Source organism: Luteimonas suaedae (assembly GCF_008312895.1).
Lineage (GTDB): Bacteria > Pseudomonadota > Gammaproteobacteria > Xanthomonadales > Xanthomonadaceae > Luteimonas > Luteimonas suaedae.
The window spans coordinates 1-26,245 of record NZ_VSSP01000014.1; the positions used below are offsets into that span (position 1 = coordinate 1).

23 protein-coding genes, 2 tRNA genes, 3 rRNA genes and 1 other RNA gene are annotated in these 26,245 nt (G+C 66.6%); 10 read left to right on the forward strand and 19 right to left on the reverse strand.

Annotated features, from left to right (window positions below):
* Positions 1 to 67 precede the first annotated feature (67 nt).
* Complete coding sequence (locus FXO19_RS16505) at positions 68 to 886, forward strand: SDR family oxidoreductase (protein ID WP_149196219.1); 819 nt, start codon at positions 68 to 70, stop codon at positions 884 to 886.
* A gap of 13 nt (positions 887 to 899) precedes the next feature.
* Here the strand turns inward: FXO19_RS16505 and FXO19_RS16510 are convergent, their stop codons facing one another.
* The gene (locus FXO19_RS16510) at positions 900 to 1,772 is read right to left on the reverse strand and encodes an ion transporter (protein WP_149196220.1); all 873 of its coding nucleotides are present in this window, start codon (positions 1,770 to 1,772) and stop codon (positions 900 to 902) included.
* Between the two features lie 76 nt (positions 1,773 to 1,848).
* Between FXO19_RS16510 and FXO19_RS16515 the strand changes: the two genes are divergently transcribed.
* Positions 1,849 to 3,069 (forward strand): acetylornithine transaminase, encoded by a 1,221-nt coding sequence (locus tag FXO19_RS16515; protein ID WP_149196221.1) that lies wholly within the window; start codon positions 1,849 to 1,851, stop codon positions 3,067 to 3,069.
* Positions 3,070 to 3,321: 252 nt separating this feature from the next.
* Here FXO19_RS16515 and FXO19_RS16520 read toward each other — a convergent pair whose 3' ends face one another.
* The 4 genes from FXO19_RS16520 to thiE all read right to left on the reverse strand — a co-directional run bounded on the left by FXO19_RS16520 (position 3,322) and on the right by thiE (position 7,153).
* Complete coding sequence (locus tag FXO19_RS16520; RefSeq protein WP_149196222.1) at positions 3,322 to 4,446, reverse strand: trans-sulfuration enzyme family protein; 1,125 nt, start codon at positions 4,444 to 4,446, stop codon at positions 3,322 to 3,324.
* 98 nt (positions 4,447 to 4,544) lie between these two features.
* Positions 4,545 to 5,168 (reverse strand): HAD-IA family hydrolase, encoded by a 624-nt coding sequence (locus tag FXO19_RS16525; RefSeq protein ID WP_149196223.1) that lies wholly within the window; start codon positions 5,166 to 5,168, stop codon positions 4,545 to 4,547.
* On the reverse strand, positions 5,165 to 6,457 hold the full coding sequence (hemL, locus tag FXO19_RS16530; protein WP_149196224.1) for a glutamate-1-semialdehyde 2,1-aminomutase: 1,293 nt from the start codon (positions 6,455 to 6,457) through the stop codon (positions 5,165 to 5,167). The genes FXO19_RS16525 and hemL overlap by 4 nt, the downstream gene beginning before the upstream one ends.
* Before the next feature lie 63 nt (positions 6,458 to 6,520).
* Positions 6,521 to 7,153 (reverse strand): thiamine phosphate synthase, encoded by a 633-nt coding sequence (gene thiE, locus FXO19_RS16535; protein WP_149196225.1) that lies wholly within the window; start codon positions 7,151 to 7,153, stop codon positions 6,521 to 6,523.
* Between thiE and FXO19_RS16540 the strand changes: the two genes are divergently transcribed.
* Positions 7,152 to 7,418 carry a rubredoxin gene (locus FXO19_RS16540; RefSeq protein ID WP_149196226.1) on the forward strand — a complete coding sequence of 89 codons (267 nt, stop codon included), beginning with the start codon at positions 7,152 to 7,154 and terminating at the stop codon, positions 7,416 to 7,418. The two genes, thiE and FXO19_RS16540, sit on opposite strands and share 2 nt — an antisense overlap.
* Positions 7,419 to 7,463: 45 nt before the next feature.
* Here FXO19_RS16540 and FXO19_RS16545 read toward each other — a convergent pair whose 3' ends face one another.
* A complete protein-coding gene (locus tag FXO19_RS16545) occupies positions 7,464 to 8,312 on the reverse strand; it encodes a SirB1 family protein (protein WP_149196227.1) in 849 nt (282 codons plus the stop codon).
* A gap of 54 nt (positions 8,313 to 8,366) precedes the next feature.
* The gene (locus tag FXO19_RS16550) at positions 8,367 to 8,819 is read right to left on the reverse strand and encodes a DUF192 domain-containing protein (RefSeq protein WP_149196228.1); all 453 of its coding nucleotides are present in this window, start codon (positions 8,817 to 8,819) and stop codon (positions 8,367 to 8,369) included.
* A 576-nt stretch (positions 8,820 to 9,395) separates the two neighbouring features.
* Between FXO19_RS16550 and FXO19_RS16555 the strand changes: the two genes are divergently transcribed.
* From FXO19_RS16555 to rrf, 5 genes are all read left to right on the forward strand, one after another.
* A 16S ribosomal RNA gene (locus FXO19_RS16555) occupies positions 9,396 to 10,940 on the forward strand.
* A 106-nt stretch (positions 10,941 to 11,046) separates the two neighbouring features.
* Positions 11,047 to 11,122: transfer RNA gene (locus tag FXO19_RS16560), tRNA-Ala, on the forward strand.
* A gap of 72 nt (positions 11,123 to 11,194) precedes the next feature.
* A tRNA-Ile gene (locus FXO19_RS16565) sits at positions 11,195 to 11,271 on the forward strand.
* Between the two features lie 223 nt (positions 11,272 to 11,494).
* A 23S ribosomal RNA gene (locus tag FXO19_RS16570) occupies positions 11,495 to 14,376 on the forward strand.
* A 133-nt stretch (positions 14,377 to 14,509) separates the two neighbouring features.
* Positions 14,510 to 14,623, forward strand: a 5S ribosomal RNA gene (rrf, locus tag FXO19_RS16575).
* The 16S, 23S and 5S rRNA genes sit together here with 2 tRNA genes alongside, the layout of an rRNA operon.
* 138 nt (positions 14,624 to 14,761) lie before the next feature.
* On the opposite strand, the gene rpiA is transcribed toward rrf, so the two are convergent.
* The 6 genes from rpiA to FXO19_RS19760 form a co-directional block, all read right to left on the reverse strand.
* Entirely contained in the window at positions 14,762 to 15,409 is a 648-nt protein-coding gene (gene rpiA, locus FXO19_RS16580) for a ribose-5-phosphate isomerase RpiA (protein ID WP_149196229.1), read from the reverse strand.
* A 13-nt stretch (positions 15,410 to 15,422) separates the two neighbouring features.
* Entirely contained in the window at positions 15,423 to 15,893 is a 471-nt protein-coding gene (locus FXO19_RS16585) for an EVE domain-containing protein (RefSeq protein ID WP_149196230.1), read from the reverse strand.
* Positions 15,890 to 16,477 carry a 5-formyltetrahydrofolate cyclo-ligase gene (locus FXO19_RS16590; RefSeq protein WP_149196231.1) on the reverse strand — a complete coding sequence of 196 codons (588 nt, stop codon included), beginning with the start codon at positions 16,475 to 16,477 and terminating at the stop codon, positions 15,890 to 15,892. Before FXO19_RS16590 ends, FXO19_RS16585 begins: the two co-directional genes overlap by 4 nt.
* A 154-nt stretch (positions 16,478 to 16,631) precedes the next feature.
* A non-coding RNA gene (gene ssrS / locus FXO19_RS16595) (6S RNA) lies at positions 16,632 to 16,817 on the reverse strand.
* Between the two features lie 166 nt (positions 16,818 to 16,983).
* The gene (locus FXO19_RS16600; protein ID WP_149196232.1) at positions 16,984 to 17,292 is read right to left on the reverse strand and encodes a cell division protein ZapA; all 309 of its coding nucleotides are present in this window, start codon (positions 17,290 to 17,292) and stop codon (positions 16,984 to 16,986) included.
* Positions 17,289 to 17,510 carry a TIGR02449 family protein gene (locus FXO19_RS19760; protein WP_149196296.1) on the reverse strand — a complete coding sequence of 74 codons (222 nt, stop codon included), beginning with the start codon at positions 17,508 to 17,510 and terminating at the stop codon, positions 17,289 to 17,291. The genes FXO19_RS16600 and FXO19_RS19760 overlap by 4 nt, the downstream gene beginning before the upstream one ends.
* Before the next feature lie 277 nt (positions 17,511 to 17,787).
* On the opposite strand from FXO19_RS19760, the gene FXO19_RS16610 reads away from it, so the two are divergent.
* Both FXO19_RS16610 and FXO19_RS16615 read left to right on the forward strand, forming a co-directional pair.
* Positions 17,788 to 18,333: a UPF0149 family protein gene (locus FXO19_RS16610; RefSeq protein WP_255516476.1), complete on the forward strand. Its 546-nt coding sequence runs from the start codon at positions 17,788 to 17,790 to the stop codon at positions 18,331 to 18,333.
* An 84-nt stretch (positions 18,334 to 18,417) separates the two neighbouring features.
* Positions 18,418 to 19,752, forward strand: a complete 1,335-nt coding sequence (locus tag FXO19_RS16615; RefSeq protein WP_149196234.1) for an aminopeptidase P N-terminal domain-containing protein — start codon at positions 18,418 to 18,420, stop codon at positions 19,750 to 19,752.
* Between the two features lie 28 nt (positions 19,753 to 19,780).
* Here FXO19_RS16615 and pepQ read toward each other — a convergent pair whose 3' ends face one another.
* From pepQ to rdgB, 6 genes are all read right to left on the reverse strand, one after another.
* Positions 19,781 to 21,106 (reverse strand): Xaa-Pro dipeptidase, encoded by a 1,326-nt coding sequence (gene pepQ, locus FXO19_RS16620; RefSeq protein WP_149196235.1) that lies wholly within the window; start codon positions 21,104 to 21,106, stop codon positions 19,781 to 19,783.
* 78 nt (positions 21,107 to 21,184) lie between these two features.
* Positions 21,185 to 21,535 (reverse strand): PilZ domain-containing protein, encoded by a 351-nt coding sequence (locus FXO19_RS16625; protein WP_149196236.1) that lies wholly within the window; start codon positions 21,533 to 21,535, stop codon positions 21,185 to 21,187.
* Entirely contained in the window at positions 21,532 to 23,817 is a 2,286-nt protein-coding gene (locus tag FXO19_RS16630) for a DUF1631 family protein (protein ID WP_149196237.1), read from the reverse strand. Before FXO19_RS16630 ends, FXO19_RS16625 begins: the two co-directional genes overlap by 4 nt.
* A 102-nt stretch (positions 23,818 to 23,919) precedes the next feature.
* Entirely contained in the window at positions 23,920 to 25,119 is a 1,200-nt protein-coding gene (hemW, locus tag FXO19_RS16635) for a radical SAM family heme chaperone HemW (RefSeq protein ID WP_149196238.1), read from the reverse strand.
* The gene (locus FXO19_RS16640; RefSeq protein ID WP_149196239.1) at positions 25,113 to 25,637 is read right to left on the reverse strand and encodes a hypothetical protein; all 525 of its coding nucleotides are present in this window, start codon (positions 25,635 to 25,637) and stop codon (positions 25,113 to 25,115) included. The genes hemW and FXO19_RS16640 overlap by 7 nt, the downstream gene beginning before the upstream one ends.
* A complete protein-coding gene (gene rdgB / locus FXO19_RS16645; RefSeq protein ID WP_255516477.1) occupies positions 25,634 to 26,239 on the reverse strand; it encodes an RdgB/HAM1 family non-canonical purine NTP pyrophosphatase in 606 nt (201 codons plus the stop codon). The genes FXO19_RS16640 and rdgB overlap by 4 nt, the downstream gene beginning before the upstream one ends.
* Positions 26,240 to 26,245 lie beyond the last annotated feature (6 nt).

Here is a 26,245-nt window from a genome sequence, read left to right on the forward strand (position 1 = left end):
CGAATCACGAATCACGAATCACGAATCACGAATCACGAATCACGAATCACGAATCACGGGTACCGCCATGTCCACTCTCTCCGGCAAGACCCTCTTCATCACCGGCGCGTCGCGGGGCATCGGCCTGGCGATTGCGCTGCGCGCGGCCCGCGACGGCGCCAACGTGGCGATCGCCGCCAAGTCCGATGTGCCGAACCCGAAGCTGCCAGGCACCATCCACACCGCCGCCCAGGCAGTGGCCGACGCCGGCGGCCAGGCGCTCGCGCTCAAGTGCGACATCCGCGAGGAGGCGCAGGTGCAGGCCGCGGTGGCGGAGGCGGTGGACGCCTTCGGCGGCATCGACATCCTGGTCAACAACGCCAGCGCGATCTGGTTGCGCGGCACGCTCGATACGCCGATGAAGCGCTTCGACCTGATGCAGCAGGTCAACGCCCGCGGCAGCTTCCTGTGCGCGCAGGCGTGCCTGCCGCACCTGCTCGAGGCCGACAACCCGCACATCCTGACCCTGGCGCCGCCGCCCTCGCTCGACCCGAAATGGTGGGCGCCGCATACCGGCTACACCCTGGCCAAGATGGGCATGAGCTTCGTCACCATCGGCCTGGCCGGCGAGTTCGGTCCGCGCGGCGTGGCGGTCAATGCGCTGTGGCCGCGCACGCTGATCGCCACCCACGCGCTCAACATGATCCCCGGCGTCGAGCGCGGCAATGGCCGCGACCCGGCGATCATGGCCGACGCCGCGCACGCGATCCTGACGCGGCCGGCGCAGGGGTTCAGCGGCCGCTTCCTGATCGACGACGAGGTCCTGCGCGAGGCCGGCGTCGAGGATCTCGACCGCTACGCCGTCGACCCGTCGCAGCCGCTGCTGCCGGACCTGTTCCTGGACTGAGCCCGCGGGCGGCTCAATCCGCCGCCCTCGGCAGCGCCCCGCCGCATCGCCGGCAGTGCGCCGCATCGCCGGCGTGGCCCTGCAGGCCGCATTGCGCACACCCGCGCACATCGTGGTGCCGCGCTTCCTCCTCGGCCTCGCGCAGGTTGCTGATCAACTCGGCGGTGTAGATGCCGGTCGGCACCGCGATGATGCTGTAGCCGATCAGCACCAGCACCGAGGTGATCAGGCGTCCGGCCGGGGTGATCGGCACGATGTCACCGAAGCCGACGGTGGCGACGGTGATGATCGCCCAGTACATGCTCAGCGGGATGTTGTCGAAGCCGTTGCCGGGGCCCTCGATCACGTACATCACCGCGCCGGCGATCACCACGATCGTGACCACCCCGAAGATGAACACGAAGATCTTGCGGCGGCTGCGCCACAGCGCGCGCATCAGCACCCCGCTTTCCTCGATGTAGCGGGTCAGCTTGAGGATCCGGAACAAACGCAGGATGCGCAGGATCCGCACCACCAGCAGGCTCTGGCTGCCGGGAATCAGCAGCGAGAGGTAGGTCGGCAGGATCGACAGCAGGTCGATCAGGCCCCAGACGCTCAGCGCATAGCGCAACGGTCGTCGTACCACCACCAACCGCAGCACGTACTCGATGGTGAACAAGCCGGTGAAGACCCACTCGAGCCCGTACAGCAGCCGTGCATGGCGCAGATGGATGGACGCGACGCTGTCCAGCATCACCGCCAGCACGCTGGCGAGGATGGCGACCACCAGCAGCAGGTCGAAATTCCGCGAGATCGGCGTGTCGTGCCGGTAGATGGTGTCGAACCAGGTGCGGCGCCAGCCGGTGTCGCTGGCGGGGTCGAGTTGCGGTGCGATCCTGGGGCGCATGGGTTCCTCCTGCCGCAAGTGTGCCGCAGACGCGGTGATCGGCGAGAATGCAGCGCCTCCACCGGGTTCCGACGCAATGCCCCACGCTGCCGATTCACCGCTGTCGCTGGCGGGTTATTACCTGCCGGTCTATCGTCCCCGCGCGCTGGTGCTCGAGCGCGGCCAGGGCGCGCGCCTGTGGGACAGCGAAGGCCGCGACTACGTCGACTTCGCCGCCGGCATCGCGGTGTGCGGCCTCGGCCACAACGATCCCGACCTGGTGGCGGCGCTGACCGACCAGGCCGGCCGCCTCTGGCACACCAGCAACGTGTTTTACAGCGAGCCGCCGCTGCGCCTGGCCGAGGAACTGGTGCGCGCCTCGCGCTTCGCCGAGCGGGTATTCCTGTGCAACTCCGGCGCCGAGGCCAACGAGGCGGCGATCAAGCTGGTGCGCAAACGGGCGGCGGCGCAGGGGCGCGGGCCGGAGCGGCGCGTGATCGTCAGCTTCCGCGGCTCGTTCCACGGCCGCACCCTGGCGGCCGTCACCGCCACCGCGCAGCCGAAATACCAGGCCGGCTACGAGCCGTTGCCGGGCGGCTTCCGCTATGTCGACTTCAACGACATCGCGCAGCTGGAGGCGGCGATGGCCGGCGGCGACGTCGCCGCGGTGCTGGTCGAGCCGGTGCAGGGCGAGGGCGGGGTGACGCCCGCCGCGCCCGGCTTTCTGCAGGCGGTCCGCATCTTGTGCGACCGCCACGACGCGCTGCTGGTCCTGGACGAGATCCAGTGCGGCATGGGCCGCACCGGCAGCCTGTTCGCGCATTGGCAGGATGCCGTGGTGCCGGACATCGTCACCCTGGCCAAGGCGCTCGGCGGCGGCTTTCCGATCGGTGCGCTGCTGGCGGGGCCGAAGGTCGCCGAGGCGATGCAGTTCGGCGATCACGGCACCACCTTCGGCGGCAATCCGCTGGCGGCGGCGGTGGCGCGGGTGGCGCTGCGCAAGCTGGGCTCGGCGGAGATCGCCGCCAACGTTGCCAGGCAGGCGCAGGCATTGCGTGACGGGCTGGTCGCGATCGATGACGCGCTGGGCCTGTTCGCGCAAACGCGCGGCCGTGGCCTGATGCTCGGCGCGGTGTTGCGCAGTGAATATGCCGGGCGTGCCGGCGAGATCCTCGACCGCGCCGCAGCCGAGGGCGTGCTGCTGCTGCAGGCCGGCCCCGACGTGCTGCGCTTCGTGCCGCCGCTGAACATCACCGATGCCGAGCTCGCCGACGGCCTGGCGCGACTGGAGCGCGCACTGCGCGCGCTACCGCGCTGACCAGGCGAGCGACGCTACGCACCCGAAAAGGGCCTCGTGGGAGCGACGGAAGTCGCGACCCCGCGAAGCCAGGCTGGCGGTGGCTCGCCGGTTTCGATGGCGTCCAGCCGCGACTACCCGGCGGCGACGTGCCCCGCCATTCCAGCAGGCATAGGACAGAATCGCTGCCTCCAGATCGGACGACCGGTGGAGCCACTCCCGCGGCGCGGCTCACGCAACCCGACGGGGTGCTCTCTGCGCCTTGCCGGCAGGCTAGATCGCGTCGAGCCCCTGGCGCAGGTCGTCGATCAGGTCCTCGGCATGCTCCAGCCCGACCGAAAGCCGCAGCAGTGCCTGCGGCGAAACCGGACGCTCGCCCTCGACCGAAGCGCGGTGCTCGACCAGCGACTCGCAGCCACCGAGCGAGGTCGCATTGGTGAACAACCGCAGCGCGCCGGCCAAGGCCAGCGCGGCGTCGCGCCCGCCGCGCAGCTCGATGCTGAGCATGCCGCCGAAATCGCGCATCTGCCGCGTCGCGGTCGCGTGACCGGGGTGGGTGTCCAGGCCTGGATAGTGCACCCGCGCCACCTGCGGCTGCGCGGACAGGAATGCCGCCACCTGTCGGGCGTTGGCGCAGTGCATCGCCATCCGCGCCGGTAGCGAGCGGCAGCCGCGCAGCGTCAGCCAGGCGCTGAACGGCGCCAGCGTGGCGCCGGTGACGTGCAGGCGGTGGGCAACGCGCGCGAACAGGGCATCCGCGCGCGCGAATGCCAGCGCACCGCCGAGCACGTCGCTGTGGCCGCCGAAGTACTTGGTGGTCGAGTGCATGACCACGTCGGCACCGAGCGCCAGCGGCTGCTGCAGCACCGGCGAGGCGAAGGTGTTGTCGCAGACGAGCAGCGCATCGTGCTCGTGGGCGATCGCCGCCAGCGCGGCGATGTCGCTCACCGCCAACAACGGGTTGGACGGCGTCTCGGCCCAGATCAGCCCGATGCCGCCGTGGCAGGCGTTACGTACCGTCGCCAGGTCGGTCATGTCGACAGTGATCACCTCGATCCCGCGCTCGGGCAGGAACTCCGCCGCCAGGACCCGCAGGCCGGTGTAGCAGTCCTGCGGCACCAGGATGCGCGTGCCGCCGCCCAGCGTTTCCAGCAGCGCGGCGATCGCCGCCATGCCGGAGGCGAAGGTCAGCGCCGTCTCGGCGCCTTCCAGCGCGGTGATCGCGGCGCGCAGGCGATCGTTGGTCGGGTCGCCCTCGCGCTGGTATTCGTAGCCGGCCAGGCGTTCGCCGGCGGGGCCGTGGCGGAAGGTAGTGGCGAAGTGGATCGGCGGCGCCAGCGCGCCGGTGGCGGCATCGGCTTCGCCGCCGGCGTGGATGGCGAGGGTTTCAAGGCGCATGGGATCGGTTCCGGTCGGTCGCCGGCCGCGGACTGCGGACGGCACCGCGAGACCCTAGCCGATCCGGGCGCGGATTGCGTGCGTCCGCGGAGCAGGCGCTACACCGCGAAGCCGTGCCCGCGCAGGGCGCCGGCCAACGCCGCCTGATCGGGCACGCATTCGGCGCGCAGGCCCGCCGCGCGCGCGCCGGCGACATTCGCCGGCTTGTCGTCGAGGAACAGCGTGTCGCCGGCGGCCACGCCGAAATGCGCCAGCGCCTGCCGAAAGATCCCGGCATCGGGCTTGCGCACGCACAGCGCGCCAGAGCACAGCACCCGGCCCTCGAGTCCCGGGAACAGCGGCGCCAGCAGCGTACGCGCCGCCTCCGCCAGCAGCATGCCGTTGTTGGTCAGCACGCCGATCGGCGCCTGGCCGGCGACCGCCTGCACCAGCGCGAGGACCGCCGGATCGACCCGGCTGCCGGCCACGCGCGCCGCGATCCACTGGGCCTCGTCGACCGGCGATCCGAGGCCTTCGCCCAGCCGGGCGAGATAGGTCGCGGTGTCGATGCCGCCGCCGTCGTACTCGCTCTCCAGGCCGGAGTCGAACAGCACCTCGGCCACCAGGCGATCGCTGACTCCGCAGCTGCGCGCCAGGTGCGCGACGCGCACCTCGTGCGCATAGCGGGCCAGGACGTCGTCGAAGTCGAACAGCACCAGCGCCGGCAGCGGGGCGGCGCTCATCCTGCGACGACGGCGAAGGCCTCGCGCGCAGCGGCGACCGTCGCCGCGATCGCCGCCTCGTCGTGCGCCGAGGAAATGAAGCCGGCCTCGAACGCGGACGGCGCCAGGAACACGCCGCGTTCGAGCATGGCGTGGAAGAAGCGCTTGAACGCCGCGCCGTCGCAGGCCACCGCCTGTGCGTAGGTGTCGATGCTGGACGCCTCGGTGAAGAACAACCCGAACATCGCGCCGACGCGATTGGTCGTGAACGGCACGCCTGCGGCTTGCGCGGCCGATTCCAGCCCGTCGCAAAGCGCGTGCGTCGCCGCTTCCAGCCGCGCATGGAACCCCGGCGCCTGCACCAGTTCCAGCATCGCCAGCCCCGCCGCCATCGCTACCGGGTTGCCGCTGAGCGTGCCGGCCTGGTAGATCGGGCCGGTCGGGGAGATCTGCTCCATCAGTTCGCGGCCGCCGCCGTAGGCACCGACCGGCATGCCGCCGCCGATGATCTTGCCGAAGGTGGTCAGGTCCGGCACGACGCCGTAGCGCGCCTGGGCGCCGCCCAGCGCCACCCGGAATCCGGTCATCACCTCGTCGAAGATCAGCAGCGCGCCGTGCCGGCTGCACAGTTCGCGCAGATGTTGCAGGTAACCATCGCGCGGCGGCAGGCAGTTGGCGTTGCCGACCACCGGCTCGATGATCAGCCCGGCGATGTCGTCGCCGGCCTCGTCGAACAGCGCCGTCGCGGCGGCGAAATCGTTGTACGGCAGGGTGAGGGTGAGATCCGCCAGCGCCTTCGGCACGCCGGGCGAATCCGGCACGCCGAAGGTCAGCGCGCCGCTGCCGGCCTTGACCAGGAACGAATCGCCGTGGCCGTGATAGCAGCCTTCGAACTTGACGATGCGCGCCCGCCCGGTGGCGCCGCGCGCCAGGCGGATCGCCGACAGTGTCGCCTCGGTGCCGGAATTGACCATGCGTACCATCTCGCAGGACGGCACCAGCCGGGTGATGGTCTCGGCCATCGTCACCTCGGCCGCGCACGGCGCCCCGAACGACAGTCCGTCGCCGATCGCGCGCTCGACCGCCGCGCGCACCTGTGGATGGTTGTGGCCGGCGATCATCGGTCCCCACGAGCCGACGTAGTCGATATAGCGGTTGCCGTCGACGTCGAACAGGTATGGACCGTCCGCGCGCTCGACGAAGAACGGCTCGCCGCCGACCGACCTGAACGCGCGCACCGGCGAATTGACGCCGCCGGGCAGCAGCGTGCGGGCGCGGGAGAAAAGGGCGTGCGAGCGATCGTGGTTCATGCGTTGTCCGGAGCTGCAGGAAAAGGGAGTGGCCGTGGTCAGAAGACGGGCCGGCTGGAACGTTCAGCGCGGCGCGAAACACCGCTGCAGGGCCCGCGCCGCCGCCGCCGGGTCGGGCGCGTCGAAGACGGCGCCGATCACCGCCAGCAGGTCGGCACCGGCCGCGACCAGGGTGCCGGCATTGTCCGGGGTGATGCCGCCGATCGCCACCCGCGGCAGGCCCAGCGCCGCGGTATCGCGCAGCAGCGCCGGCGTCGCCTGCCGCGTCCCGGTCTTGCTGCGGGTCGGGAAGAACGCGCCGAAGGCCACATAGCTGGCCCCGGCGGCCGCGGCGCGCCCGGCCCGTGCCGCGTCGTCGTAGCAGGACACGCCGACGATGGCCTCCGCGCCGAGTTGCGCGCGCGCGGCCGCCGGATCGCCGTCGTCCTCGCCCAGGTGCACGCCGGCGGCGTCGACGGCGGCGGCCAGGGCGACATCGTCATTGACGATCAGCGGCACACCCGCGTCGGCGCACAGCTCGCGCAGCGCCGCGGCCTGCACGCGTCGCAGCGCCGCATCGGCGGTCTTGTTGCGGTACTGCAGCCAGGTCGCGCTGCCAAGTACCGGGCGCAGGCGCCGCAACAGGCGCGCCGTGTCCGGCTCGTCCGGGGTGATCAGGTACAGGCCGCGTGGTGCCGGGGCGGGGCGTTCGTTCATGCGGTCGGTTCCGAAATGCGGCGCCGGGTGGGACAATGACGGGTCAATTCCGCGCCACAGCCCGCATTATCCGATGAACGAGACCGCCACGCAGACCACCTACCGCACCTGGATGTGTGTCGTCTGCGGCTTCATCTACGACGAGGCCGCCGGATTGCCCGAGGAAGGCATCGCGCCGGGGACGCGCTGGGAAGACGTGCCCGAGGACTGGACCTGCCCCGATTGCGGCGTCACCAAGGACGACTTCGAGATGATGCCGCTGTAGGGCGGATTCACGCTGCCGCGCCGTACTGGGCGGCTGCACCCTGGTTCAGTTCAGCCGCGTGGGATCGCCGCTGGCCTCGATCAGCGAATCGCGCACGGTCCGCGCGTCCGGCGCGTCCGGCGCGAGCAGCAGGTAGCGCCCGAGGTCCCGCCGCGCGCCGTGCCGATGCTCCAGCTTCAGGTAGCCCAGGCCGCGGTCGCGCAGGGCCTCGGGATCGTCCGGCAGCAGCTTGAGCACGCGGTCGGCGCAGCGCACCGCGCGCGGCCAGTCGCCGCACTCGGCGTAGACGCCATGCAGGTTGCGCAGCATGCGGCCGAGGATCGCGCGATGCGAGGCCGGATGCAGGATCTGCTGCAGCACCTGGTCGTCGAGGGAACTGCCGCCCACGTGCGGCCGCGCGCGCTCGCGCAGTTCATCGACGTCCAGCGGCCGTCCGCGATTGAACGGATCCATCACCAGCAGCCCGTCGTCCACCGGCAGCCGCACCAGGAAATGCCCGGGAAACGACACGCCGTCCAGCGGCATGCCCAGGCGCCGGGCGACTTCCATCTGCACCAGCGCAAGCGAGATCGGGATCCCGAGGCGGCGCTCGAACACCTGGTTCAGGTAGCTGTTGCGCGGGTCGTAGTACTCGTCGTGATTGCCGGTGTAGCCCAGTTCATCGAACAGGTACTCGTTGATCGCGAGCATCTTCAGCGGCGACAGTGCGATCGCCTCGATCTTCGGCTGCAGATGCGCGACATGCTGCTGCAGCAACACGTCGTAGAGGCCTGGATCCAGTTCCGGATACTCGTCGCGGGCGATCAGCAGGGCGGTGCCGAGCAGCGGTATCGAGGCGTCGTCGAGTGCGGCGAGCCGATCCCAGTCCGGCAACGGTGAATGGTTCCGTTCCATATCCGCCAGCCTGCGCCGCGGGTCGACGATCCGCAACCCGGCTGGCGCCGCCGGTCAGCGTGCAGCAGGAATGCCGGGCCCCAGGCGCAACTCGGCACCTTCGCGAAGCTCCAGGCGGGCCGCCTCGCCCGCGTTCAGCTCCAATACGTAGCGCGCCGGTGCCCGGCTAGGGTAGGACGGACAGCCGATGCCGCTGGTGCAGGGCGGCACGTCGCGCTGCTGCGAGACCAGGCGCAGGCCGTTGTCGAAATAGAGGATGTCGAGCGGAATCCGCGTGTTCTTCATCCAGTAGGCCTGGGGCGCCTCGCGGTCATGGATGAACAGCATCCCGGTGCCGGCGGCGAGCACATCACGGAACATCAGTCCGCGGGCACGTGCTTCTTCGGTATCGGCGATCTCCACCGCATAGCGCTCACCGGCCAGTTCCACCCAGGTTTCGCCGGCGCTGGCGCAGGCGGTGGCCAGCAACAGCAGGCAAACAAGCGGAAAACAACGGAACAAGCGCATGGGCGCACCGGGAGCGGAAGGAAGCTGTGCCGCACAATCGGCCAGCCCATCGGGCGCGTCAAGCCGAGGTGTAAAAATTTCCTTCAACCCCCTTCCCAAGCCGCGGCGACGCGTGCACAATGCGCGCCCCGCCACGGAGCGTCGGCAGTGCCGAACGGCCAGGCGGGGCGGAGAAAAAAGACCCTCACGAGGTGTTGACGTTCTCCGAAACCGCGCTAGAATGTGCGGCTCCCTCGGAGGGAAGCCTACCGGCCGGAACGAAGAGGAAAACGCTGAACCAACCCCGATTCAGGTGTTGACGAAAGCGAAAGTCGCGCTACAATGTGCGGCTCACCTCGGCGGAAGTCGAGGGTTGCGGAAGGCGGCGCTGAGGCCGGTTCCGAAAGTTCTTTGACAGTGTGCGCAGGTGACTTGTGCGGGCGTCTGGCAGGTGGATGACCATCCAACTTGCAGACGTTCGTAACAGAGCAACAAGTCAATTCAAATGCATGCAAATGCAAGCGAGTAATTGGGGCTCAGGAGCGACGACTGCACTCAAGCAATTGATCGAGTCCTTCGGGACGAAATCGCAAAACTTAAGTGAAGAGTTTGATCCTGGCTCAGAGTGAACGCTGGCGGCAGGCCTAACACATGCAAGTCGAACGGCAGCGCGGAGGAGCTTGCTCCTCTGGCGGCGAGTGGCGAACGGGTGAGTAATACATCGGAATCTGCCCAGTCGTGGGGGATAACTTGGGGAAACCCAAGCTAATACCGCATACGACCTTCGGGTGAAAGCAGGGGATCTTCGGACCTTGCGCGATTGGATGAGCCGATGTCGGATTAGCTAGTTGGCGGGGTAAAGGCCCACCAAGGCGACGATCCGTAGCTGGTCTGAGAGGATGATCAGCCACACTGGAACTGAGACACGGTCCAGACTCCTACGGGAGGCAGCAGTGGGGAATATTGGACAATGGGCGCAAGCCTGATCCAGCCATGCCGCGTGGGTGAAGAAGGCCTTCGGGTTGTAAAGCCCTTTTGTTGGGAAAGAAAAGCAATCGGCTAATACCCGGTTGTTCTGACGGTACCCAAAGAATAAGCACCGGCTAACTTCGTGCCAGCAGCCGCGGTAATACGAAGGGTGCAAGCGTTACTCGGAATTACTGGGCGTAAAGCGTGCGTAGGTGGTTCGTTAAGTCTGATGTGAAAGCCCTGGGCTCAACCTGGGAATTGCATTGGATACTGGCGGGCTAGAGTACGGTAGAGGGTGGCGGAATTCCCGGTGTAGCAGTGAAATGCGTAGAGATCGGGAGGAACATCCGTGGCGAAGGCGGCCACCTGGACCAGTACTGACACTGAGGCACGAAAGCGTGGGGAGCAAACAGGATTAGATACCCTGGTAGTCCACGCCCTAAACGATGCGAACTGGATGTTGGGTGCAACTAGGCACTCAGTATCGAAGCTAACGCGTTAAGTTCGCCGCCTGGGGAGTACGGTCGCAAGACTGAAACTCAAAGGAATTGACGGGGGCCCGCACAAGCGGTGGAGTATGTGGTTTAATTCGATGCAACGCGAAGAACCTTACCTGGCCTTGACATGTCCGGAACCCCTGAGAGATCGGGGGGTGCCTTCGGGAACCGGAACACAGGTGCTGCATGGCTGTCGTCAGCTCGTGTCGTGAGATGTTGGGTTAAGTCCCGCAACGAGCGCAACCCTTGTCCTTAGTTGCCAGCACGTAATGGTGGGAACTCTAAGGAGACCGCCGGTGACAAACCGGAGGAAGGTGGGGATGACGTCAAGTCATCATGGCCCTTACGGCCAGGGCTACACACGTACTACAATGGGAAGGACAGAGGGCTGCAAACCCGCGAGGGCAAGCCAATCCCAGAAACCTTCTCTCAGTCCGGATCGGAGTCTGCAACTCGACTCCGTGAAGTCGGAATCGCTAGTAATCGCAGATCAGCATTGCTGCGGTGAATACGTTCCCGGGCCTTGTACACACCGCCCGTCACACCATGGGAGTTTGTTGCACCAGAAGCAGGTAGCCTAACCGCAAGGAGGGCGCTTGCCACGGTGTGGCCGATGACTGGGGTGAAGTCGTAACAAGGTAGCCGTATCGGAAGGTGCGGCTGGATCACCTCCTTTAGAGAACCGGACGGCATTGCCTGTCCAGGCGTCCGCACAAGTGACCTGCATCCAGTAGTTCCCGGCAAGCATGCCCAGGCATGTTCGTCGAGGGGGCGTCCCTTTTGGGGCCATAGCTCAGCTGGGAGAGCACCTGCTTTGCAAGCAGGGGGTCGTCGGTTCGATCCCGACTGGCTCCACCACGCTCCACCAGTGATGCGGATCCTTCCGCAAGAGCCGGCCACCAGGGCCGGATCCTCCGAGGAAAGCACTTCGGGTCTGTAGCTCAGGTGGTTAGAGCGCACCCCTGATAAGGGTGAGGTCGGTGGTTCGAGTCCTCCCAGACCCACCACCGGTAATACTGGATGAACCTGCACACACATAAGAATTGAATCGCGGCGGCGCTGAAGCCGACGCGTGATCTTTGAAAAATTGGGATGTAGCGAAGCGTTTGAGACGAATGTCCAGACGTGTCGTAGAGGCTAAGGCGAGATGTCGAGAGACATCTTTATTTGAAGTTGTAGTTCGTTGTGTTCGCGACGAACCTATGATCCTGAGGCGACTTGGGGTTATATGGTCAAGCGAATAAGCGCACACGGTGGATGCCTTGGCGGTCAGAGGCGATGAAGGACGTGGCAGCCTGCGAAAAGTGTCGGGGAGCTGGCAACAAGCTTTGATCCGGCAATGTCCGAATGGGGAAACCCACCTCGTAAGAGGTATCGTGCAGTGAATACATAGCTGTACGAGGCGAACGCGGTGAACTGAAATATCTAAGTAACCGTAGGAAAAGAAATCAACCGAGATTCCCTAAGTAGCGACGAGCGAACGGGGAGCAGCCCAAAAGTCGAATTGGTTCTAGCAAAACAGTCTGGAAAGACTGGCCATAGAAGGTGACAGCCCTGTATGCGAAAGGGCCATTTCGATGAAAAGTGAGTAGGGCGGGGCACGTGAAACCCTGTCTGAACATGGGGGGACCATCCTCCAAGGCTAAATACTCCTGACCGACCGATAGTGAACCAGTACCGTGAGGGAAAGGCGAAAAGAACCCCGGCGAGGGGAGTGAAATAGACCCTGAAACCGTGTGCGTACAAGCAGTAGGAGCTCTTCGGAGTGACTGCGTACCTTTTGTATAATGGGTCAGCGACTTACTGTTCGTGGCAAGCTTAACCGTATAGGGGAGGCGAAGGGAAACCGAGTCTGATAAGGGCGCATAGTCGCGGGCAGTAGACCCGAAACCGGGTGATCTAGTCATGCCCAGGGTGAAGGTTGAGTAACATCAACTGGAGGCCCGAACCCACTCCCGTTGCAAAGGTAGGGGATGAGGTGTGATTAGGAGTGAAAAGCTAATCGAACCCGGAGATAGCTGGTTCTCCTCGAAAGCTATTTAGGTAGCGCCTCATGTGAATCTTCCTGGGGGTAGAGCACTGTTATGGCTAGGGGGTCATCGTGACTTACCAAACCATGGCAAACTCCGAATACCAGGACAGACTGCATGGGAGACACACGGCGGGTGCTAACGTCCGTCGTGAAAAGGGAAACAACCCAGACCCACAGCTAAGGTCCCCAATTTATCGCTAAGTGGGAAACGATGTGGAAAGGCACAGACAGCCAGGAGGTTGGCTTAGAAGCAGCCACCCTTTAAAGAAAGCGTAATAGCTCACTGGTCGAGTCGGTCTGCGCGGAAGATTTAACGGGGCTAAGCGATAAACCGAAGCTTGGGGTGCACAAACTTGTTTGTGCGCGGTAGAGGAGCGTTCCGTAAGCCGTTGAAGGTAGATTGAGAAGTCTGCTGGAGGTATCGGAAGTGCGAATGCTGACATGAGTAACGATAATGCGGGTGAAAAGCCCGCACGCCGAAAGCCTAAGGTTTCCTTGCGCAACGTTAATCGGCGCAGGGTGAGTCGGCCCCTAAGGCGAGGCAGAAATGCGTAGTCGATGGGAAGCTGGTTAATATTCCAGCACCTCGCATAAGTGCGATGGGGGGACGGAGAAGGGTAGGTGTACCGGGCGTTGGTTGTCCCGGGGAAAGGAGGTAGGTTTGGGACTTAGGCAAATCCGGGTCCCTTTAAGACCGAGCACCGAGACGAGTCCTATTGGACGAAGTCACTGATCCCACGCTTCCAGGAAAAGCCCCTAAGCTTCAGCTTATGCAGACCGTACCGTAAACCGACACAGGTGGGCAGGATGAGAATTCTCAGGCGCTTGAGAGAACTCGGGTGAAGGAACTAGGCAACATAGCACCGTAACTTCGGGAGAAGGTGCGCCCTTGGTCGTGGCCCATGCGGGCTATAGCGATCGAGGGCCGCAGTGACCAGGCCGCTGCGACTGTTTATCAAAAACACAGGACTCTGCAAACACGAAAGTGGACGTATAGGGTCTGACGCCTGCCCGGTGCCGGAAGGTTAATTGATGGGGTCAGCCGCAAGGCGAAGCTCTTGATCGAAGCCCCGGTAAACGGCGGCCGTAACTATAACGGTCCTAAGGTAGCGAAATTCCTTGTCGGGTAAGTTCCGACCTGCACGAATGGCGTAACGATGGCGGCGCTGTCTCCACCCGAGACTCAGTGAAATTGAAATCGCTGTGAAGATGCAGCGTTCCCGTGGCAAGACGGAAAGACCCCGTGAACCTTTACTATAGCTTTACACTGAACGTTGAGTTCGTCTGTGTAGGATAGGTGGGAGGCTTTGAAGCGCTGGCGCTAGCTGGCGTGGAGCCAACCTTGAAATACCACCCTGTCGTGCTTGACGTTCTAACCTGGGCCCGTAATCCGGGTCGGGGACCGTGTATGGTGGGTAGTTTGACTGGGGCGGTCTCCTCCCAAAGAGTAACGGAGGAGCACGAAGGTACGCTCAGCGCGGTCGGACATCGCGCACTGTGTGCAAAGGCATAAGCGTGCTTGACTGCAAGATCGACGGATCAAGCAGGTACGAAAGTAGGTCTTAGTGATCCGGTGGTTCTGTATGGAAGGGCCATCGCTCAACGGATAAAAGGTACTCCGGGGATAACAGGCTGATACCGCCCAAGAGTTCATATCGACGGCGGTGTTTGGCACCTCGATGTCGGCTCATCACATCCTGGGGCTGTAGTCGGTCCCAAGGGTATGGCTGTTCGCCATTTAAAGTGGTACGCGAGCTGGGTTCAGAACGTCGTGAGACAGTTCGGTCCCTATCTGCCATGGGCGTTGGAGATTTGAGAGGGGCTGCTCCTAGTACGAGAGGACCGGAGTGGACGAACCCCTGGTGTTCCGGTTGTCACGCCAGTGGCACTGCCGGGTAGCTACGTTCGGAAACGATAACCGCTGAAAGCATCTAAGCGGGAAGCGTGCCTCAAGATGAGATCTCCCGGGAGCTTGACTCCCCTGAAGGAACCATCAAGACTAGGTGGTTGATAGGCTGGGTGTGTAAGCACAGCAATGTGTTGAGCTAACCAGTACTAATGATCCGTGTGGCTTGACCATATAACCTCAAGTGGCCTTGGACTCGACGACGCGTCGACGTTCGAAGCAAACCTCGCTACGTCCCACCCTATGAGAGCGTGAGCGCGATCATTCCCGATGAAATCGGGGGTGAACCGCGACCCTCCACCCTCTCCCTGGTGATAATAGCTGCGTGGAACCACCCGATCCCATTCCGAACTCGGAAGTGAAACGCGCACGCGCCGATGGTAGTGTGCATCTAGCATGCGAGAGTAGGTCATCGCCAGGGTCTTTACCCAAAAACCCCGTAGCAGAAGCTGCGGGGTTTTTCTTTTGTTTCGCGGAAAGTCTTGCGCCCTGACGAGCGTCGTCCGGCCGCGCGATCTGATTCGACAGCGGGATCCATCAACGATCGGTATCGAAGGGTCTACAGGACCAGTGGCGGCTCGCCGCCGACGATGACGACGTCGGCCGGGCGGCGGGCGAACAGGCCGACGCCGACCACGCCGGGGATCTGGTTGAGTTCCCGCTCCATCGCCACCGGATCGGTGATCGCCAGCCCGTGCACGTCCAGGATCCAGTTGCCGTTGTCGGTGACGACGCCTTCGCGCCAGACCGGCTGCCCGCCGGTCGCCGCCAGGATTGCGCGTGCCGCCAGGCTGCGCGCCATCGGGATCACCTCGATCGGCAGGGGGAACCGGCCGAGTACCGGCACCTGCTTGGCCGGGTCGACGATGCAGACGAAGCGCGCGCTGGCCTCGGCGATGATCTTCTCGCGAGTGAGCGCGGCGCCGCCGCCCTTGATCAGGCGCTTGTGCGGATCGCATTCGTCCGCGCCGTCGACGTACAGCGGCAGTGGGCCGACCGCATTGAGATCCAGGACCTCGATGCCGTGGCCGCGCAGGCGCTCGGTGCTCTGCTCGGAGCTGGAAACGGCGCCGCCGATGCGATCGCGCATGTCGGCCAGGGCGTCGATGAAGAAGGCGACGGTCGAGCCGGTGCCGACGCCGACGATCATGCCGTCCTCGACGTAGTCGATGGCCTTTTCGCCGGCCAGGCGCTTGCTTGCGGACATGTGCGGGCTCCCCTTATTCGAGCGCGAGCAGAGACTTCCACTGCGCGGCGGTGACCGGCAGCACCGACAGTCGCGAGCCCTTGCGGATCAGCGCGAAATCCTCGCCCAGCCGGTCGGCGTGGCTGCGGATCTCGTCCAGCGGAATCGGCCGTTCGAGCTTGCGGACGAAGCCGACGTCGACCAGGAACCAGCGCGGCTCCTCGTGCGAAGCCTTCGCATCGTAGTACTTGGACTTCTTCTTGAACTGGGTGGGATCCGGGTAAGGCGCGCTGGCGACCTCGGCGATGCCGTAGATGCCGGGCACCTCGGTATTGGAGTGATAGAACAGCACGCCGTCGCCGAGCTGCATGCTGTCGCGCATGAAGTTCCGGGCCTGGTAGTTGCGTACGCCGGTCCAGGGCTCGGTGCCGACGCGTTCGAGGTCGTCGATGGAGAAGTCGTTCGGTTCCGACTTCATCAGCCAGTAGCGTTTGCGGGTCGTCATGCGCCGGGAGTGAACAGGAAGGTTTCGGTTTCGCTGCAGACCGCGTCCAGAGGCACGTCCCAGACTGCGGCCGATAGCGCATCGACACGTTGCGCGGCGAAGGCGGCGCCCACCAGCCAGGGCGGCGCGGCGCACTCGCGGCGGAAAGCGAAGCTGCGATCGTACCAGCCCGCGCCCATGCCGAGCCGGTTGCCGGAGAGATCGAAGCCGACCAGGGGCAGGACCGCAAGCGCCAGCGCATCGGCCTCGAGCAACGAGGACGGGCTGATGTCGGGCTCGGGAATCCCATATCGGTTCGTGACCAGCGGATCACCGGGGCGCCAGGGCGCGAAGCGCAGGCGCCCATCATCGCCGAGGACCGGCAGGCAATAGATCACGCCTGTCGGCAGTCGCAGCTGCCAGGCATGCAGCGCAATCTCGCCGTCCATCGCCCAGTAGCCGGCGACGTAGCCGTGCTCCGGCATTCCGGCAAAGGCCTGGAGCCGACCCGCGACGGCTTCGGCGGCGGCGATGCGCGCCGCGGCGGGGATCGCGCGACGGCGCTCGCGCAGTTCGCGGCGTAGCGCCGCGCGGTCGTCGGTCATCGGGTCGGAAGTGGAACGGGCATGTCCGGATTGTGCGGCCAGCGGCCGCATCGGAAAACCCCCGGTGCGAATGAATCGGCACCGGACGGGGGTCGGGCGTGGTCGGGCGAGCGGCCGGTCCGACCTGCTGCACGGCGCCCGCCGCAAAAAGAATACGTCCTCCGCCATGGCGATGCGCGCGAAACGACCTTGAACCCGGGGTTCAAGTGGGGACGCTTGGCTTCCATCGGGCTTCCCGCTGCGAGGCGGACCTGCACCCCCGGAAATCGTCGCGCCCCCGAGGTCGTCGTTAAGGGACAAGGCGAATGTTTGCGCACGCCGTCGAACACGGCAGAGGACGCAGGAACAGTATAGCTCCGATGCCGGTGTTGCAAAGTCCGCTTGTCGGCAAAAACGGGATCGAACGCACCGCGGTTGCGGTGGCGTTCAAGTGCGGCCGACAATGCGGCGGTCGTCGGCGGATCTGAATTGCGATGCGGTCCGGGCGACGTACCGGTTCTCGCGGATCAGCTGCCCGGTTCAGTCGCGGACAGCGCGCCATCGAGTTTGTGCTGCAACTCGTCGAGCAGGCCTGCGAGTTCGCGTTCGCGCTGCCCGCTCTCGTTGCGCAATTGCTGCAGTTCGTGCGCGAGGTTGAGTGCCGCGAGGACCGCGACACGGTCGACCGCGGCCATGCGGTTGGCGCCGCGCACCTCCCGCATCTGCGTGTCGAGCAGCTTGGCGGCCTGCATCAATGCCTCGCGCTCGTCGGCACCGACGCCGACGGTGTACTCGCGGTCGAGGACGCGGACGCTGACCGGCTCGCTGGCGCTCACGTGTGCTGCTCCAGCGACTTCAGGCGGGCGATCATCGCCTCCACCCGCGAACGTGCCTGCTCGTTCTTGGCCAACAACTGCGAGCGATCGATGGCCAGTTGCTCCTGCTGTTGGCGCAGGCTGCGGTTTTCCTCGTACAGCCGCCGGTTGCGTGCGACCAGATCGTCGACGCGCGCGGCAATGGCGCGGAGCTGGGCGATCGGATCGGGATTGTCCATGACGGCACGATAGGCAGCCGGCGGGGGGTGGTCAAGACGCGGACGATACCGGGGCCGCGTGTCGGCCATGCCGGGGATCGTGCCTGGCGGGCGATGTCCCGGCAGCGGTTGGAATCCGAAGGTCGCGCCAGCGGGAATGCCGATCTTGTCGCAACGCTGCTGCGACGGGAATCGCATCTGTGCATTGTCTCGCGGCAGGTCCGGTGCAGGTGCGGGCGGGAGCGACGGCTGCGCCTGCATTGTTACACTGGGCCCCCATCCGATCGAGCCGATCACCGTGTCCAATTCGCTGCCGTCCCCGCGCGATGTCCAGAACGCCTGCCGTGCGCTCGGATTGGGTGTCAGCGCCGCGGAGTTGCATGGTGGGCTGTGCGGCTGGGTGGCCGGCGGCGGTGCCGATGGGCCGGAGTGGCTGCGGCGGGTGCTGGTCGACGATAACCTCCCGGCGCCTCCGGACGAGCCCCTGGAGCAGCTCCGCAGGGCGAGCGTGGCGCAGCTCGAGGATCGCAGCTTCGGCTTCGAACTGTTGTTGCTGCCGGACACGGAGGCGACGCTGTACGAGCGCAGTGGGGCCCTGTTCGACTGGTGCCGCGGTTTCCTCGGCGGTTTCGGCCTGGCGGCGGGCCAGGCGCCCTCGCTGTCGGAGGAGGGAAGCGAGGCGCTGGCGGACCTGGCGAAGCTGGCGGCCGCCAGCCCGCAGGACGACGGCGACCAGGAGGACGAGGCGGCGCTGGCGGAACTGGAGGAGTTCGTGCGTGTCGCCGCGCTGTTGCTGCATGGCGACTGCGCCCTCGGCCCGCGCCACCGGCAGCGGCTGAACTAGCGTTTTCGGCCGCGGGCCATGCACCGGCCCGCTGGCGTCCCGCCCGCCCATGCCCCGCCGATCCTGCCTTCCGAAGACGATCCAATGAGCCCCGCCACCGGTATTTCCCTGAGCGCCTATGCCCGCCGGCGCCGGCAGTTGATGCGCATGGCCGGCGACGACGCGATCGTGGTGGTGCCGTCGGCGCCGGAACGGGTCCGCAGCCGCGATACCCACTACCCGTACCGGCAGGATTCGGATCTGTGGTACCTGAGCGGTTTCGCCGAGCCGGAAGCAGTGCTGGTGCTGATCCCCGGGCGCCGGCATGGTGAATCGCTGCTGTTCTGCCGCGAGCGCGATCCCGACCGGGAGCGCTGGGACGGGCCGCGGATCGGCCCGGAGGGCGCGGTCGACGCAATGAGCATGGACGACGCGTATCCGATCGACGATCTCGACGAGATCCTGCCGGGTCTGCTCGAAGGCCGCACCCGCGTCTACTACCACTTCGGCCGCGACACCGACTTCGACCTCAAGCTCATCGGCTGGCTCAATCGCGTGCGTGCGCAGGTGCGGCTGGGCGCGGAACCGCCGCACGAGTTCCTCGAACTCGGCCACCTGCTCGACGAGATGCGCCTGTTCAAGTCGCGCGACGAGATCAGGCTGATGCGCCGTGCCGCCGCGATCAGCGTGCGCGCGCACCAGGCGGCGATGCGCACGGCGCGGCCGGGCGTGCACGAGTACGAGCTGCAGGCGGCATTGGAATACGAGTTCCGCCGTCAGGATGCATTGCCCGCCTACGAGAGCATCGTCGGAGCCGGGGCCAACGCCTGCGTGCTGCACTACCGCGCCAATGCCGCGCAATCGGCCGACGGCGACCTGGTGCTGATCGACGCCGGCGCCGAGTACCGCGGCTATGCCGCCGACATTACCCGTACCTTCCCGGTCAACGGCCGGTTCACCGAACCGCAGCGGGCGTTGCACGACCTGGTTGTCGCCGCCCAGGCTGCCGCCATCGGCCAGGCGCGTCCCGGCGCGCCCTACGAGGCCGTGCATGACGCCGCGGTGGCGACGCTCACCGAGGGCCTGCTGCGGCTGGGGCTGCTGAAGGGCAAGCTGGAAAAGCACGTGGCCGGTGGCAGCTACAAACGCTACTACCGCCACAAGACCGGGCACTGGATCGGGCTGGACGTGCACGACGTCGGCGAATATCGCGTCGACGGCGTGTCTCGCCTGCTGGAGCCCGGCATGGCGTTCACCGTCGAGCCCGGTCTCTACGTGCCGCCGGACGACGACGGCGTGGCGGCGAAATGGCGCGGCATCGGCATTCGCATCGAGGATGATCTGGTGATCACCCGCGATGGCCATGCGCTGCTGACCGATGGCCTGGCGCGCAGCGCCGACGAGATCGAGGCCTTCATGTCAGACGCGGCACGCAGCTAGCCGCCACGCGCCGCGTCGGAGGTGATCGTTACCGGCCTTCGGCGAAGGTCTCGCGGGTCAGGTTGACCGGTTCGCCCTCGGTGACGACCAGGTCGTCCTCGATGCGTATTCCGCCGAACGGCCGGAAGGCCTCGATGCGCTCCCAGTCCACCGCGTCGGCATGCGCGCCCGCGCGCAGTTCCTCGAGCAGCAGGTCGATGAAGTACAGGCCGGGCTCGTTGGTCACCACCATGCCCGGCTGCAGCGTGCGTGTCAGGCGCAGGTAGGGGTGGCCATCGGGCCTGGCGATGGTGCCGCCCTGGTCGGATTCGGCGAAGCCGGCGACATCGTGCACCTGCAGGCCGATGCCGTGGCCGAGCCCATGCGGGAAGAACTTTGCGCTGATGCCGGTCTCCAGCGCCGCTTCCGGCGAGACCTTTAGCACCCCGACGTCCCGGAGCACGCCGGCGAGCGCGAGATGCGCGTCCAGGTACAGCTGGCGATAGTCCCGGCCGGCGCGGAAGTCGGCCGAGAGCCGCTGCTGCACGCCGTCAACCGCCTCGATCAGCGACTGGAACTCGCCGTCGGTGTCGCTGGCGTAGGTACGGGTGATGTCGCAGGCGTAGCCGCCGAAGCTGGCGCCGGCATCGATCAGGAAACTGCGCAGCGGCTTCGGCGGAAGCCGCCCGAGTTCGGTGTAATGCAGCACCGCACCGTGCTCGTTGAGCGCGACGATGTTGTTGTACGGCAGCTCGACGCTGTCCTGGCCGGCGGCCTGGCAGTAGGCCAGGTGGATGCCGAACTCGCTGGCACCGGCACGGAACGCGCGCTCGGCGGCGCGGTGGCCGCGCACGCCACGCACGGTCGCTTGGCGCATCATCGCGATCTCGTACGAGGTCTTGAACGCGCGGTGGTAGTCCAGGTAGTCCAGTACCGGCGCCGGATTGTTGGGCACGTGTTCGCCGAGCGCGCTCTGCGCCTCGCCGAGGATCGCGCAGCGGGCCGGATCGTCGGGCAGGTGCTGCCCTGCCTCCTCCGGCTTGCGGATCACCACCAGTTCGAAGTGCTCCGGCCAGTAGCCCGATGGCGCCTCCGGCACCACGTGCCAGTAGTCGAACGGCTGCAGGTAGATCAGCTTCGGTCGCTTGCCCGGGGTGAAGACAATCCAGCTGCCGGGGTTGCGGGTGAGCGGCACCCAGGCCTTGAATTGCGGATTGACCGCATAGGGGTAATCGCGATCGTCGAAGACCTGGTAGCGGACGGTACCGCTGGGAATCACCAGGTGGTCGAAGCCGCCGCGGGCCAGCGCGGTTTCCGCGCGCTGCTGCAGCGTGGACAGGTGTGCGCCGTAAAGCGGTGCCGGATCGGAAGTCATCGGATCCCGTGTCTGCTGGAAAAACGCCATTGTGACGCAATCGCAGTGGCGACCCAAACCCGCGGGTCGACGTACGGATCAGGCGTAGTGGCTGCCCGGCGCATCGACCCAGTTGCGCAGCTGCCGTGCCTGCTCCGCGCTCAGGCCGATGAAGCGGAAGCCGGTCCAGGCCTGTCCGGGCGCGCTGGCGCCGTCGCTCCACAGCAAGTGCGCGCCCAATTCCAGGGTCCGTTCCTGGCCGGCATCGTCGATGAGGGCGAAGCGGAGCTGGTACAGCGCGTCTTCCACCAGGTCGGTGCTGCTCATCATCAACATGCCGGTCTCGGACAGGTTGCCGACGCGGCCGACCACTTCTCCGGTCATGGCATCGGTGACCAGGATGCCTTCAGGCGCCTGGCGCCTGCGGGCGCGTCGGAGTTCGCGGGTCATGCCGGCGCATCTCCGATCGAGGCGCCGTCGCCGCGGCCGGCGAATTTTCGTAGTGCATCGACGGTGGCCTGCCAGGCACGGTCGACCAGGTGCGCACGCTGGGCGGTGACCAGGCGTGCCTGGCCGCCGGCGAACATACGCGACAGACTGTCCAGGGATCGCTCGTCGACCCGTTGTCCGCGCTGATTGACGAACAGCGCATGGTCGGTGACCGTGCTGTACCAGGACAATCGACGTCGCACCACGTCGCCCTGCTGGTTGGTGACGAATTCGATCCAGACGCCGAACGGCATCACGCGCAGTTGTTCGTAGTACGCCTGTTCGGTCGGCGTGCGCGGCGGCAGTTCGGGCGCCGCCGCCTTGGCCTTGTCCTCGCCCAGGCGCACGCGCGCCTTGAGCTTCAGCGCCAGTTCGGTGCGCGAGGCCGGATCGTCGCCATCATCGCCGCGGCTGCCGGTGAGCCGTTGCGCGATCACCGCTGCTTCCTCGCCGTGGTAGCCGACCAGGCCGAGCGAGGCCTCGACGTGCGCGGTGAGTTGCGGGTCCTCCGGCGCATCGCCGGGCCCGCAGGCGGCGATGATGCCGCAGGTCGCATTGAGCTGCCGTTGCCAGTCGTCGGAATCGCCGCCCTGGCGCAGCAGGGTGAGGGTCAGCACGTCGACCCAGGCCTGGTTGAGCAGGGCGCGGACGAACCTGGGAAGGTGCTGCCCGCCGATCGCCTCCTCGAGCGCCTCCACGGCGCGCAGCTTGGCGATCTGGAGCTTCTCCTTGCCGCGGGCGGCCTCGACGTGGCGCCGTTCCAGCATTTCGGCCTTGCGCGCATGCAACTGCAGCCGCTCCTGCAGGCGTGCATTGGCGTTGGCGAACACCGCCGGATCGTCCTCGAACTTCTCGACCACCTCGGCGACCGCCTGCCGCATCGACGGCGCCAGTTGCGGGTCGAGTTCATCGCGGTCCAGCCACTTCGCGGCACTTTCGGCGACGGTGCCGAGCAATTGCCGCGCGGGGTGGTGCCCGTGCAGGAAGAAGTCACGGTCCAGCAGCGCGGCACGCAGCAGCGGCAGCTGCAGCGCCCGCAACAGCGGCGAGGTCGGCGCGTCGTCGCGGATCTCGTTCTCGATCTGCCCGTAGAGCATCCCCAGCAGTTCGAAGGTGTCGTTGTCGTCGACCGACAGGCTGGCGGCCTTGCCGCGCACCTGCCGCGCCTGCGCCAGCACGGCCTGCTTGATCCTGTGCACGCCGGTGGCCTTGGCGACGGGTGTGGTCGGCTGCCGCTGCAGGTCCTTCAGTGCACCGAGCAGGTCGTGTGTGCTCATCTGCTGGCGCCGCGGCGGCGGCGTTTCGGAGCGCAGCTTGCCGATCAACGCGCGGCGGCCGGAGAGCAACTGCTGCAGCAGGGCGAAGGCAACCTCGTCGCCGCCGCCCGCGGACTGCCGGGCTTCGCCCATCCAGGCGGTGTGCGGCCGCTGTGCAGCCGGCAGCGCGGCGGCCTTGGCCGTTGGTGTCGAGGCGGGCGCGGCCTCGGCTGCCGTAGCGCCCGCGGGCCTGGCTTCGTTCGCGGCGACCGCGCTCGGGCGCGCCCGGACCGGCACGAAGGTGAGGGCGGGCAGGATGCCCAGATCGACCATCGACGCGTTGAGCCGGTCGAGCATCTGCGGGTAGCCGGCCAGCACCTCGCGGTCGAATATCCGGTACAGCAACAGGCGGGCGTCGTAATCGATATCGAGGCCGATCGCGGCATCGCGCATCGCGCGGCACAACGCATGCGGGCCCAGCGGCAGGCGCTCGGCATCGAACGCCGGTGCCGCGGCCAGTACGCCGAAGCGCTGGCCCAGCAAGTGCAGGCCCAACGGGGCGCGACTTTCCTGGCGGCTGGCGATCTCGCGCAACACCGTGTCCTCGTCCACCACCGCGTGCTCGACCAGGCGCAGGTCGCGGAAGTCGATCTGGCCGGTTTCCAGCCGCGAGGCGTGCACGGCCGGTCGACGGCGCAGTCCGGCAAGCATGGACTCGAGGCCGATCATGAAACGCGGCACCAGATCGGCGCGGTTGAGACGGAAGTTGCGCAGCGCCTGCATGTAGCCGGACTCGAGGCCGGGATTGCGGGCGGCGCCGGCGAGCCGGAAGAGTTCGGCTTCAAACTCCACCACCGTCCTGTTCATTGCGCGGTCCAGCTCGTCGGAGAGCAGCGCCAGTGCGCGTTTGAGGGTCTTGCGCACGCGTTCGGGCAGTCCGGCGGACGCCAGTCTCAGGGGAGCGCCGCGATCCGGAGAGGCATTCATGGCTGTCGGGTCGGCATCGGGAGTGCGGGAGCGGTTCGGCGCCCCGCCGTGCTTCCGCGATAGCGGCCTGCCGCGGCGTGGCGCCGATTGCCGCGATCCGGCTCAGGTGTCGTGGTCGCGCACCTGGCGAACGCGGCGGTCGGGCCCGGGTGCTTCCAGGAACAGTTGGATGACGTCATTGGCGAAGCGCCCCCCCAGCGCCGTAGGCAGTATGCGCCCGTCGTCCGCCTCCAGCCAACCACGCGCGCGGGCCTCGGCCAAGGGCCCGGCAATGGTTGCGCGCGGCACCCCGGTACGTGCCTCGAAATCGTCGAGACGAAACCCTTCCAGCAGCCGCAGGGCGTTGAGCATGTACTCGAACGGGCGCCGCGGCTCAGCGACATGCTCGTCGCCGCCAATCGCCGCGGCGCTGCCGGCGGCGGTCAGCCAGGCGGCCGGATGCTTGAGCTTCCAGCGCCGCAGGATGCTCTGCTCGCTGCCGAGGGTGAGCTTGCCGTGGGCGCCGGCGCCGATACCCAGGTAGTCGCCGAAGCGCCAGTAGTTCAGGTTGTGCGCACACTCGTGCCCGGGACGGGCGTAGGCGGAGACCTCGTACTGGCGGTAGCCGGCGGCCGCCAGCAGCGCCTGGCAGCGTTCCTGCATGTCCCAGGCGAGATCGTCGTCCGGCAGGTCCTGCGGCGGCCGGGCGGCGAACACCGTGTTCGGCTCCAGCGTGAGCTGGTAGTGCGAAATGTGCGTCGGTGCGAGCGCGACGGCACGCGCCACGTCATGTTCGGCCATCGCCAGCGATTGCCCCGGCAGCGCGTACATCAGGTCGAGGTTGAGGTTGTCGAAGCCGGCGTCCTGCGCCAATCTGACCGCTGCCTCGGCGTCGGCGCTGTCGTGAATGCGGCCGAGCCGGTGCAGGCAGCCGTCGTCGAAGCTCTGGATACCGAAGCTGATGCGGTTGACCCCGGCTGCGCGGTAGTCCTCGAAACGGCCGTGCTCGGCGGTGCCCGGATTGGTCTCGAGAGTGATCTCCAGCCCCGGCGCGAAGCGCAGGCGCGCGCTGGCGCCCTGCAGGAACCGGTCGATGGCGGCGGCCGGGAACAGGCTCGGCGTGCCGCCGCCGAAGAACACGGAATGGATCGTGCGCCCCCAGGTCAGCGGCAGGTCGTGGTCGAGGTCCGCAAGCAGCGCGTCGACATAGCCCTCGAACGGCAACGCACCGCGCGCCTGGTGCGAGTTGAAGTCGCAGTACGGGCACTTGCGTACGCACCAGGGCAGGTGCACGTACAGCGACAGCGGCGGCGGGATCAGCATGGCGTCCGTTCCGGCGAGGACGCAGAGCAGGTGCCGTAGTCGCGTCCACGCCTGAGGGCCTGCGTCAGGGCTGACATCAACGGGGAGTCGCCTTCGCTCATGAAGACATGATCGATGATACGGACTTTGCGCCAGCGCCGACCCGGTGTCCGGCGCAGACGCAGGACCAGTGCCGAGACCGCGGCGCGGCCACCTGTGTTGGCGTTGTCGAAGTCGATCTGCTCGACATCGCTAGTGTCGAACTCCCGCCAACGGTACAACGTGCTGATGCTCTGCAAGCCGATGCGCGTCCCCTCGATGCGAACATGCTGTCGCGACAGCACCCAGCCCATGCCCGTGATCAGCGCGAACATTGCCGCCGCGAACGTCATCGCGTGCGCGGGATCGTGATTGATCCCGTTCGACTCGTTGCGGAGCATCCAGGTGACGATGGCGAGCGCGATGACGGCGACCGCCGCGATCGCCACTGTGAAGGCGTGCGGCGTACGGAAGTCGTGAACCGTATTCACTTCATTCACTTCGGCAGCATGCTTCCGATCCGATCACGCAATGCCGCCAGCGCGCGGCCGCGATGACTGATCCGGTTCTTCAGCGCAGGATCGAGTTCGGCGGCGTTCAACCCAAGTTCCGGATCCAGAAACACCGGGTCGTAGCCGAATCCGCCGCTGCCGCGCGGCGCGGCGAGGATGCGGCCTTCCCATACGCCTTCGGCGATCAGCGGCTGCGGATCCTCGGCGTGGCGCAGCACCACCAGCACGCAGCAGAAACGGGCGCTGCGGTCGTGGTCGGGAACATCCTTCAACGCGTCGAGCAGCTTGGCGATATTGGCCGCCGCATCGCCGTGTCCGCCGGCATAGCGCGCCGAGTACAGGCCGGGAGCGCCGCGGAGCACATCGACGCACAGGCCGGAATCATCGCCCAATGCCGGCAGGCCGGTGGCGCGCGCGGCGTGGCGCGCCTTCAGTAGCGCATTCTCGATGAAGCTGAGTCCCGTTTCCTCGACATCGACGACGCCGAGTTCGCCCTGGGGAACGAACGCGATATCGCCGGCGCCCAGCAGGGTGCTGAATTCGGCTAGCTTGCCGCGGTTGCTGCTGGCGATCACCAGTCGCTTCGGCACGGATCC

Bases quoted from the DNA above. Each gene is read 5' to 3' on its own strand.
- FXO19_RS16505 (WP_149196219.1), top strand. From the start codon at position 68: ATGTCCACTCTCTCCGGCAAGACCCTCTTCATCACCGGCGCGTCGCGG.
- FXO19_RS16510 (WP_149196220.1), bottom strand. From the start codon at position 1,772: ATGCGCCCCAGGATCGCACCGCAACTCGACCCCGCCAGCGACACCGGC.
- FXO19_RS16515 (WP_149196221.1), top strand. From the start codon at position 1,849: ATGCCCCACGCTGCCGATTCACCGCTGTCGCTGGCGGGTTATTACCTG.
- FXO19_RS16520 (WP_149196222.1), bottom strand. From the start codon at position 4,446: ATGCGCCTTGAAACCCTCGCCATCCACGCCGGCGGCGAAGCCGATGCC.
- FXO19_RS16525 (WP_149196223.1), bottom strand. From the start codon at position 5,168: ATGAGCGCCGCCCCGCTGCCGGCGCTGGTGCTGTTCGACTTCGACGAC.
- hemL (WP_149196224.1), bottom strand. From the start codon at position 6,457: ATGAACCACGATCGCTCGCACGCCCTTTTCTCCCGCGCCCGCACGCTG.
- FXO19_RS16540 (WP_149196226.1), top strand. From the start codon at position 7,152: ATGCGGTCGGTTCCGAAATGCGGCGCCGGGTGGGACAATGACGGGTCA.
- thiE (WP_149196225.1), bottom strand. From the start codon at position 7,153: ATGAACGAACGCCCCGCCCCGGCACCACGCGGCCTGTACCTGATCACC.
- FXO19_RS16545 (WP_149196227.1), bottom strand. From the start codon at position 8,312: ATGGAACGGAACCATTCACCGTTGCCGGACTGGGATCGGCTCGCCGCA.
- FXO19_RS16550 (WP_149196228.1), bottom strand. From the start codon at position 8,819: ATGCGCTTGTTCCGTTGTTTTCCGCTTGTTTGCCTGCTGTTGCTGGCC.
- rpiA (WP_149196229.1), bottom strand. From the start codon at position 15,409: ATGTCCGCAAGCAAGCGCCTGGCCGGCGAAAAGGCCATCGACTACGTC.
- FXO19_RS16585 (WP_149196230.1), bottom strand. From the start codon at position 15,893: ATGACGACCCGCAAACGCTACTGGCTGATGAAGTCGGAACCGAACGAC.
- FXO19_RS16590 (WP_149196231.1), bottom strand. From the start codon at position 16,477: ATGACCGACGACCGCGCGGCGCTACGCCGCGAACTGCGCGAGCGCCGT.
- FXO19_RS19760 (WP_149196296.1), bottom strand. From the start codon at position 17,510: ATGGACAATCCCGATCCGATCGCCCAGCTCCGCGCCATTGCCGCGCGC.
- FXO19_RS16615 (WP_149196234.1), top strand. From the start codon at position 18,418: ATGAGCCCCGCCACCGGTATTTCCCTGAGCGCCTATGCCCGCCGGCGC.
- pepQ (WP_149196235.1), bottom strand. From the start codon at position 21,106: ATGACTTCCGATCCGGCACCGCTTTACGGCGCACACCTGTCCACGCTG.
- FXO19_RS16625 (WP_149196236.1), bottom strand. From the start codon at position 21,535: ATGACCCGCGAACTCCGACGCGCCCGCAGGCGCCAGGCGCCTGAAGGC.
- FXO19_RS16630 (WP_149196237.1), bottom strand. From the start codon at position 23,817: ATGAATGCCTCTCCGGATCGCGGCGCTCCCCTGAGACTGGCGTCCGCC.
- hemW (WP_149196238.1), bottom strand. From the start codon at position 25,119: ATGCTGATCCCGCCGCCGCTGTCGCTGTACGTGCACCTGCCCTGGTGC.